This window comes from Streptomyces sp. HSW2009, from assembly GCF_040240285.1.
Lineage (GTDB): Bacteria > Actinomycetota > Actinomycetes > Streptomycetales > Streptomycetaceae > Streptomyces.
The window spans coordinates 1-9,514 of the sequence record NZ_JBEHZD010000300.1 but is presented as its reverse complement, the minus strand read 5'-3'; the positions used below and the strand labels follow the sequence as shown (position 1 = coordinate 9,514).

General features: G+C 75.8%; 4 protein-coding genes and 1 pseudogene. 2 read left to right on the top strand and 3 right to left on the bottom strand.

Features of this window, described 5'->3' with window-relative positions; genetic code table 11:
- Positions 1–194 precede the first annotated feature (194 nt).
- The gene (locus tag AAHZ94_RS21090) at positions 195–344 is read right to left on the bottom strand and encodes a hypothetical protein (protein ID WP_349994542.1); all 150 of its coding nucleotides are present in this window, start codon (positions 342–344) and stop codon (positions 195–197) included.
- Between the two features lie 333 nt (positions 345–677).
- On the opposite strand from AAHZ94_RS21090, the gene AAHZ94_RS21085 reads away from it, so the two are divergent.
- Positions 678–2,099, top strand: coding sequence for an NAD-dependent malic enzyme (locus AAHZ94_RS21085; protein ID WP_349994541.1), 1,422 nt, complete (start codon positions 678–680; stop codon positions 2,097–2,099).
- 355 nt (positions 2,100–2,454) lie between these two features.
- The gene (locus AAHZ94_RS21080; protein WP_176161898.1) at positions 2,455–2,733 is read left to right on the top strand and encodes an HU family DNA-binding protein; all 279 of its coding nucleotides are present in this window, start codon (positions 2,455–2,457) and stop codon (positions 2,731–2,733) included.
- A 129-nt stretch (positions 2,734–2,862) separates the two neighbouring features.
- On the opposite strand, the pseudogene AAHZ94_RS21075 reads toward AAHZ94_RS21080, so the two are convergent.
- Positions 2,863–5,199 (bottom strand): annotated as a pseudogene (locus tag AAHZ94_RS21075) (ATP-dependent helicase); the annotation flags it as partial.
- A 162-nt stretch (positions 5,200–5,361) separates the two neighbouring features.
- Positions 5,362–9,324 (bottom strand): ATP-dependent helicase, encoded by a 3,963-nt coding sequence (locus AAHZ94_RS21070; protein WP_349994543.1) that lies wholly within the window; start codon positions 9,322–9,324, stop codon positions 5,362–5,364.
- Positions 9,325–9,514 lie beyond the last annotated feature (190 nt).

Sequence of the window (9,514 nt, the reverse complement as noted above, 5' to 3'; positions counted from 1 at the left end):
GGGCTCGTTTTTGTTTATACCCCCCGGGGATGCGGCGAGCGCGCGAACCGGGGCCGCCGCAGCTCCGGCGGGCGCGCGAACCGGGGCCGCGCGGTTTCCCGACCGCGCGGCTTCCTGGCCGTACGGGCCCGGGACCGCAGAAGCCCCTGCGCGGACCGGGCCGCGTACGAAGGGCCGAACGGCCGAACGGCCCCCTACGACGACCGGGGGGCCCCCCCCCCCCCCCGGGGCCCCCCCGGCGGGGGGGGGGCGCCCCCCGCCCCCCCCCCCCCCCCCCCCCCCCCCCCCCCCCCCCCCCCCCCCCCCCCCGGGGGGGCCCCCCCCCGGCGGGACGTTAGCGACACCGACCCGCCATGCTCGCCTCGCGGCAAGTGGTCGCTCGTAGCGACGAAGGTTGGGCCCGGGGGCTTGGATCGGGCCGGCGTCACCACCCAGGCTAACAAACTCAGGCGAGATGCCAATCCCGCCCCGACGGGCGCGTTCACCAGGTTGCGGCGGGGCGCTTCCGTGCAGGTGGCCGACGTGTCGCGGGCCGTACACCGCGGACTGTGTGCGGTTGGCCGCAGGGGCGGGGTGGTTACCGGGTACCGGCTGGTAGGTGGGAGCATCAGGGGGCGGGACACGCCCGGGCGTGGGCCGCGCTCCAAAGGAACAAGGGAAAGCAGAGGAAGTCGGCCATGGCAACGGCGCCTAGCGTCTCGTACTCGATGACGGTCCGACTGGAGGTCCCCGCGAGCGGGACCGCGGTCAGTCAGCTCACCACCGCCGTGGAATCCTCCGGCGGGTCGGTCACCGGCCTGGACGTCACCGCCTCGGGCCACGAGAAGCTGCGGATCGACGTCACCATCGCCGCCACCTCCACGGCGCACGCCGACGAGATCGTCGAAAAGCTGCGCGGCATCGAGGGCGTGGCGCTGGGCAAGGTCTCCGACCGTACGTTCCTCATGCACCTCGGCGGCAAGATCGAGATGTCGGCCAAGCACCCGATCCGCAACCGTGACGACCTGTCGATGATCTACACGCCCGGCGTCGCCCGGGTGTGCCAGGCGATCGCCGAAAACCCCGAGGACGCACGGCGGTTGACCATCAAGCGCAACAGCGTCGCCGTGGTCACCGACGGCTCCGCCGTGCTCGGGCTCGGCAACATCGGGCCCAAGGCCGCGCTGCCGGTGATGGAGGGCAAGGCCGCGCTGTTCAAGCGGTTCGCCGGGATCGACGCGTGGCCGCTGTGCCTGGACACCCAGGACACCGACGCGATCGTGGAGATCGTCAAGGCCATCGCGCCGGGCTTCGCCGGCATCAACCTGGAGGACATCTCCGCGCCCCGCTGCTTCGAGATCGAGGCCAGGCTGCGGGAGGCCCTGGACATCCCGGTCTTCCACGACGACCAGCACGGCACCGCCATCGTGGTGCTCGCGGCGCTGACCAACGCGCTGCGCGTGGTGGGCAAGAAGACCGAGGAGGTGCGGGTCGTGATGTCCGGCGCGGGCGCGGCCGGCACGGCGATCCTCAAGCTGTTGATCGCAGCCGGCGTGCAGCACGCGGTGGTCGCCGACATCCACGGCGTGGTCCACTCCGGCCGGCAGGACCTGGTGGACGCCGACCCGGACTCGCCGCTGCGCTGGATCGCCGACAACACCAACCCGGAGAACGTCACCGGCACCCTCAAGGAGGCCGTGGTCGGGGCCGACGTGTTCATCGGGGTCAGCGCGCCCAACGTGCTCGACGGCGCGGACGTGGCCGCGATGGCCGCCGGCGCGATCGTCTTCGCGCTGGCCAACCCGGACCCCGAGGTGGACCCGGCGGTGGCCAGGCAGACCGCGGCGGTCGTCGCGACCGGCCGCAGCGACTTCCCGAACCAGATCAACAACGTGCTGGTCTTCCCCGGCGTTTTCCGTGGTCTGCTCGACGCGCAGTCACGCACCGTGAACACCCGGATGATGCTGGCGGCGGCGCGGGCGCTGGCCGATGTGGTCCTGGACGACGAGCTGAACGCGAACTACATCATCCCGTCCGTCTTCAACGACAAGGTCGCCGGCGCCGTGGCCGGTGCCGTACGGGACGCCGCCAAGGCTGTGACCGGCACCACGGCGGTCTAGGCACGGCGCGTCGCGGTGCCGGGGGTCGCCCGGCCGGCCGTAGGGTGGCGGGCAGCAAAACGGCCGCAGCCCCTGAGCAAGACGCGAAGCGAACCCTGCGGTGTGCTGCCAGGAGCGGACGGAGCGTCATCACAATGAGGCAGTGGCGCTTTTCGTGTGACTCCTCAGGGTGCCGGATTGGCTTTCGCGCCATAGGTGCGGGCAGGATGCTCCCCCGAGGACTCCGTCCAGGGGGAACCCCCAGGGGCGCGGAAAGATCGAAAGATCGGACCCGGGTCCGGGGACTGTCCGAGGGCCCTGGCAGCATCGGCTTCGATCTCACGCCTCATTGGCAAGAAGAACACGGGAGTACAACATGAACCGCAGTGAGCTGGTGGCCGCGCTGGCCGACCGTGCCGAGGTGACGCGTAAGGACGCCGACGCCGTGCTGGCCGCCCTCGCCGAGACCGTCGGAGAGGTCGTTGCCAAGGGCGATGAGAAGGTCACCATCCCCGGCTTTCTGACCTTCGAGCGCACCCACCGTGCCGCTCGGACCGCGCGCAACCCGCAGACCGGCGACCCCATCCAGATCCCCGCCGGCTACAGCGTGAAGGTTTCCGCGGGCTCCAAGCTGAAGGAAGCCGCCAAGGGCTGAGTCCCACACACGACAGGGGCGGGCCCCCCCCCCCCGGGGGCGCCCCCGGCGGGGGGGGGGGCCCCCCCCCCCGCGCCCCCCCCCCCGGGGGGGCGCCCGGCCCCCCCGGGGCGCCCCGCCGGCGCGGGTGGCGAACCCGGCGGCCACCTCCAGGAAGTTGCCGAGCGTCTCGCGGCGGCGGGCGGCCAGCGCGTGCGGGGACGCGGACAGTTCGACCTCAAGGCCGGTGACCGTGAGGATTCGGTGCAGCACGTCCATCAGCGGGTCGCCCAGCGAGCGGCGCAGTTCGCGCAGTTCGGCGGCGAGCCGCGCGAACCGGACCCTGGCCTGCGCGGAGAACGGCAGGTCGGCCCCTGCGGTCTGGTCCGCCTCGCCCCGGTCCTGCGGGTCCTGCCCCGCGCCGGCGTCTTGCGGGTCGGCCATCGCGTGCGGGTCGGCCGGCGCGCGCGGGGCCGCGGGGCCTGCGGGCGGGGCGGCCGTGTCCGTGACGAAGGTGTCGAGCGCGTCCGCGAGCGAGATCGCCTCGGCCGGGTCGACGCCCTCGACCGCCTCGGCCAGCCGGCGGTCCGCGTCCTGCGCGGGGCCCGCGTGGTCGCGCCCCACCAGGGTCCTGGCGCGCCGCCCGAGCAGCGCCAGGTCACGCGCGCCGATGCGCCAGCGCGGGCCGGTGAGCAGCCGGACCAGGGCGGCGTTGGCCGTGGGGTCCTGGAGCACCTCGCACACCGCGACCAGGTCGGCGACCTCCGGCAGGTGCAGCAGGCCGGACAGGCCGACCACCTCGACCGGTACGTCACGCGCCACCAGGGCGCCCTGGATCTCGCCGAAGTCCACGGCCGTACGGCACAGCACCGCGATCTCGCCCGGCGCGGTGCCCGTACGCACCAGGTGGGCGATCGAGTCCGCGAGCCAGGCCATCTCGTCGGCGTGGGTGGGCAGCAGGGCGCAGCGCACCAGCCCGTCGCCCTCCGCGCCCGGGGCCGGCCGCAGCGCCGCCACGCCCGCGTGACGCGCCCGGAGCGGGGCGGCGAGCCGGTTGGCGAGCTCCAGCAGCCGGCCACCGCTGCGCCGGTTCTCACTGAGCGAGAACCGCTCGGCCGGGGCGGTGGCCGGGGCTGCTGCCGGTGTGACCGGCTGTGTGGGAGGCACGGTGGCTGCCGGGGTGGAGGCCGCGGTGGGGCCCGCGGTGTCCGCACCGGAAGCTACGGCGGCGGGCCCGCGCGCCGTGGTCTCGGCGGCGTCCGTACGAGATGGCGTACGGGCCCGCGTACCGGATTCCGTACCGGGTTCCGTGCCGGGTTCCGTGGGCGATGCCGCGGGGCCCGGCCCGGTGGTGCGGGGGAAGTGCAGCGGGAAGTCGTCCAGGTTGGCGACGGAGGCGCCGCGCCAGCCGTAGATCGCCTGGCAGGGGTCGCCCACGGCGGTGACGGCGTGCCCGACGCCGCCGCCCGACGCCGCGCCCCCCCGCGCGCCTGCGCCGTCCGCCCCCGCGTGTGCCGCGTCCGTGCCGTCCGCATCGCCCGCGCCGAACAGGCTGGACAGCAGCAGCCGCTGCGCCACCGACGTGTCCTGGTACTCGTCGAGCAGGACGACGGCGAACTCCGCGCGCAGGGCCCGGCCGACCTCCGGGTGGTTCCGCGCCAGGGCGGCGGAAAGGGCGATCTGGTCGCCGAAGTCCAGCAGGTCAAGGCGGCGCTTCTCGGCGCGGTACCGCTCGACGAGGCCGAGGAGCTCCAGCCGGGCCAGGGCCGTATCGGGCGCCTTGCGCAGGTCGTCGTTGGTGAGCTTGGCCGCGCCGAGGGTGGTGAGCAGCTCCGTGTCGTACTCCCGCAGCCGCTCGACCGGCACCAGGTGCTCGGCCAGTTCGCCATCGAGCGCCAACAGGTCGGTGACCAGGTCGGCGAAGGAGCGGGTGAGCGCCGGATACGGGCCGGGCGCGGCGCGCAGCACGCGCGCCGCGAGCTGGAACCTGGTCGCGTCCGCGAGCAGCCGCGCGCCGGGCTCGACGCCGATCCGCAGCCCGTGGTCCTTGAGGAGCTGGCCTGCGAAGGCGTGGTACGTGGAGATCCGCGGCTCGCCCGGAACCTCGTCCTGCGCACCGCTTCCGTACGACGCGGGAACCGGGCCGCGGGTGCCCCGGCCAGCACCGTCACCGCCGGTGCCACCGCCGGCGTCCGCACCGGTCGGCTCGCCGATGCCCGCCCTGAGCAGCGCCTTGCGCACCCGCTCGGCCAGCTCGCCGGCCGCCTTGTTGGTGAAGGTGAGACCGAGCACCTGCTCGGGCGCGACCTGCCCCGTGCCCACCAGCCACACCACCCGCGCGGCCATCACCGTCGTCTTCCCCGAACCGGCCCCGGCCACGATCACCTGCGGCGCGAGCGGCGCGGTGATGCACGCCACCTGCTCCGGGGTGAAGGGGATGCCCAGCAACTCCTTGAGCTGCTCGGGATCGGTGAGTTGGGTCGACACCCCAGAAAGGCTAATGCCCGGCACTGACAATCGCGGCTGACCAGGGCGGACAGCGGTCGACACCGCCGGCCGCCCCCGAACGGGCCGCCCTCGAACGGGCCGTCCCCGAACAGACCACCACCAGGCGGGCCGCCACCCACGCGGGCAGGCCCGGCCCGCCCGTCACTCCACCACGTGCCGGCCCTCCGGGCGGGCGCCGCAGGAGGCACGGAAGGCGCAGCGGTTGCAGTGGTCGCCGGCGGTCGGCGGGAAGTACTCGTCCAGCACCCGGCCCGCCGCCGTGGCCAGCAGGTCACCCACCCAGCTCCCCGTAGCGGTCCCGGCGGCGGTCCCCGTGGTGTTCCCCACGGTGCCGTCGGCGGCAGCCCCGTCGGGATCGGCAGCAGCCCCGTCGGGAGGGGTCGGCGGCAGCGGTTCCTGCGCCTGGACCTTGGGCACCGTCTCGCCGCCGGCCTTGCGGGCCGCGCCCTGGCGCAACTGGACGAGTTCCGCGCCGCCGGGCTCCGGGCGGACCCCGCCGAACAGGTCGTCCACGGCGCCCTCGCGCACCGCGAGCTGGTAGACGGCGAGCTGCGGGTGGTGCGCCACGGCGTCCCGGGTGACGGACTGCTTGCCGGTCTTGAAGTCCACCACGTACGCGCGCCCGTCCGCGTCCCGCTCCACCCGGTCCATGGAGCCGCGGATGCGCACCCGGTGCTCGGCCACCTCAAGGGTGACGTCGAAGGCGTGCTCGCTGCCGACCGCGGTCCGCCCGCCGCGCTCCATGACGTGCCAGTGCAGGAAGCGTTCCAGGGCGGCCCGCGCGTTCTCCTTCTCCTGTCGCGACTTCCAGGGCGCGTCGAAGGCGAGCGCGTCCCACACCGAGTCCAGCCGCTCCATCAGCACCGCGAGGTCGGCCGGGGTGCGGCCGGACGCGACCTCGTCGGCGAGTACGTGCACGACGTTGCCGAAGCCCTGGGCGGCGGTGGACGGCGGCTCCGCCTTCACCTCGCGCCCCAGGAACCACTGCAACGAGCAGGTGTTGACCAACTGGTCGAGCGCGCTGCCCGACAGCGTCACCGGCGCCGTCCGGTCCCGCAGCGGCACCGCGCTGCGGGTGGTCTCGGCCAGCCCCCACCAGCGGTACGGGTGCGCCGCCGGCACCAGCGGATGGCCCTCGTCGTCGCGCAGCGCGGCGAGCTTGGCCAGCCGCTGCGCCGCGGCGTCCCGCAGCGCGACGGACGCCTGCGGGTCGACGGTGGTGACGCGCAGTTCGGCGACGAGCGCGGGCACCGACAGCGGGCGCCGCGGGCGGTGCAGCACGTCCACCGGTTGCACGCCGAGTTCGGTCAGGAACCGCGACGGCTGGTCCCCGTCGTCGGCCGGCGCCCGTACCGCGGTCACCACCAGCCGCTCACGCGCGCGCGTGGCCGCCACGTAGAACAGCCGCCGCTCCTCGGCGAGCAGCGCGCCCGGCGGCATCGGTTCGGCGATGCCGTCGCGGCCGATCCGGTCCGCCTCCAGGAGCGAACCGCGGCGCCGCAGGTCGGGCCAGAGCCCTTCCTGGACGCCCGCGACGACCACCAGCCGCCACTGGAGGCCCTTGGCTCGGTGCGCGGTCAGCAGCCGCACCGCGTCGGGGCGCACGGCGCGCCTGGCCAGCGTGTCGGCCGCGATGTCCTGTGCGTCGAGTTCTTCGAGGAAGTTGAGCGCGCCCCGGCCGCCGGTGCGCTCCTCCGCGCGCGCGGCCGTCTCGAACAGCGCGCACACCGCGTCCAGGTCCCGGTCGGCGAGGCGCCCCGCGGCCCCGCCGCGCCAGGCGGCGTTCTCCAGCCGCCGCGGCCAGGTCGTGCCGTCCCACAGGCACCACAGCGCCTGTTCGGCGGTGCCGCCTGCGGCCAGCGTTTCCCGGGCCGTGCGGAGCAGCAGGCCCAGTTGTTGCGCACCGCGCGCGTAGGCCGGGTCGTGCGCGACCAACCGCTCCGGTTCGGCCAGTGCCTCGGCGATCAGTACGTCGGACGGCCTGGGCACCGGGCTGCCGGCGGCCCGTTCCTCGTCGCGCAGGGCCCGCCCGAGGCGCCGTAGGTCCGCCGCGTCCATCCCGCCGAGCGGCGAGCCGAGCAGCGTCAGCGCGGTCTCCACGGAGAGCCAGCCCGCGGGCTGGGGGCCCGCGCCGGCGGCGTCGGGCGCCGCTTCCGCACTCGGCTCCGTGCCCGCCGCCGTGTCCGTCTCCGTGCCGACGGAGGCCGTCTCGGGCTCAGCGCCTGCGCGCTGGTGGGGCAGGTGGTGGCCGGGGCGCGCCGTTCCCGCCGGGGTGAGGGCCGCGGTGGCCGCCGCGCGCAGGGCGGTCAGCAGCGGGGCCACCGCCGGCTCGTGCCGCAGCGGGATGTCGTCACCGTCGACCTCCACCGGCACGCCGGCGGTGGTCAGCGCGCGCCGCACCCCGGGCAGCCCGCGCGCACCCGCCCTGACCAGCACCGCCATCTCGTTCCAGGGCACCCCGTCGGTCAGGTGCGCACGGCGCAGGACGTCGGCGACGTTGTCCAGTTCGGCGCTGGGCGTGGGGTAGGTGTACGCCTCCACCCGGCCGCCGCCCCGGGTCGCGGTCAGCTCCCGGTGGGCGCGCGCGACGGCGGCCGGCAGTCGGGAGAGCGGCATCCGGCCGGCGAGCGTACGGGTGGCCGCCAGCAGGCCGGCACGGGCCCGGTGCGCGGTGTTGAGCACGGCTACGTCCGCCGGCCGGCCGTCGGGGCGCGGGAAGGCCGCGGGGAAGCCCAGGATGCCGCCGACGTCCGCACCACGGAAGGCGTAGATCGACTGGTCCGGATCGCCGAACACGACCAGGGCAGTGCCCGGGCCGCCACCCGCCCGGCCCCCGCCGCCCTGGGTGCCCTGGGTGCCCCGAGCGCCCCCGCCCCGTGCGTCTCCGTGCCGTGCATCACCGTGCTGCGCACCGCCGCGCCGTGCATCGCCGCGCTGCGCGCCGCCGCCCCATACGCCGCTGTCGTACGCACCGTCGTACGCGCCCTCGCCACACGCACCCTCGCGCACGGCATCGCGCCCGCCCCCGCGCGTACCGTCACCGTCGGCCGCCCGACCGGCGCCGTCCGCACCGGCGCCCCCGGCACCCACAGCGCTCCCGACAGCAGCACCGTCAACCTTGCCGGGGCTGCCGGCACCCTCAACGTCGCCAGAACCCGAGCCCCGCGCGCGTACCCGCGCGAGGTGATCCGCCGCGGCACCCGCGGCCGTCGCTCCGAACGCCGGCCCAGACACCACATCGGACCCCGCTCCGGGCCCCGCCCCTGGCGCCCGTCCGGACGGGCCAGCAGCGCGGCCCTGCGCACCGCGGGCCACCAGGCCGCCGGCGAGCGCGCGCAACAGGCGGACCTGGGAGACGTCCGCGTCCTGGTACTCGTCGACGTAGATCGCGTCGTACGTGCCGGCCAGTTCGGCGGCCACCTCGGGCCGCTCCGCGAGCAGCACCGCGCGGTGCACCAGTTCCGCGTAGTCGAGCACGCCCTGTGCGTCGAGCACGTCCAGGTACTCGGCGAGGAAGTCAGCCGCCGCGCCCCAGGCGGGACGCCCGGTGCGGGCGGCGAAGGCGCCGAGCGCCTGCGGGCCGAGGCCCAGTTCCCGGCTGCGGGCGAGCACGGCCCGCACCTCGTCGGCGAAGCCGCGGGTGGTCAGGCAGGCGCGCAGTTCGTCGGGCCAGCGGACGGCGGCGCGGCCTGCGCCCTCAAGCTCCGTCTGGCCGGCCAGCAGCTCGCGCACCACCACGTCCTGCTCGGGCCCGGACAGCAGGCGCAGCGGATCGGTGAACAGGTCGGCGTCCTGGTGGGCGCGGACCAGCGCGTAACAGAAGGAGTGGAAGGTGGTCGCCCAGGGCGTGGCGACGGTGCCGATCCGCACCGCCAGCCGGTCGCGCAGCGCGACCGCCGCCTTGCGGCTGAAGGTCAGGACGAGGACGCGCTCGGGGTCGGTGCCACGGCGCACCCGGGCCGCCACGGCCTCCACCAGCGTGGTCGTCTTCCCGGTGCCGGGCCCCGCGAGAACCAACAGCGGTCCGCCTGCGTGATCAACCACGGCGCGCTGCCGGGCGTCCAGCACAGGTGGAGTGGCCGACCCGGGCGGCGTACGGACCAGGCGGTAGCCGCCGGGGCCCGACGGGCCGGGCCTCGGCGCTTGCGCAGCGCCCGGCGCCCCGGGGGGGCCCGGGGGGGCCCCCCCCCGGGGGGGCCGGGGGCCGGGGGGGGGCGGGCGCGCGTACGCGGCGACCGCCAGCCCCCCCACCCCCCGGGGGCGCCCCCAACTCAGCGAAAAGCCCCCACATTCC

Coding starts and splice junctions, on each gene's coding strand:
- AAHZ94_RS21080 (WP_176161898.1), top strand. CDS start 2,455: ATGAACCGCAGTGAGCTGGTGGCCGCGCTGGCCGACCGTGCCGAGGTG.
- AAHZ94_RS21085 (WP_349994541.1), top strand. CDS start 678: ATGGCAACGGCGCCTAGCGTCTCGTACTCGATGACGGTCCGACTGGAG.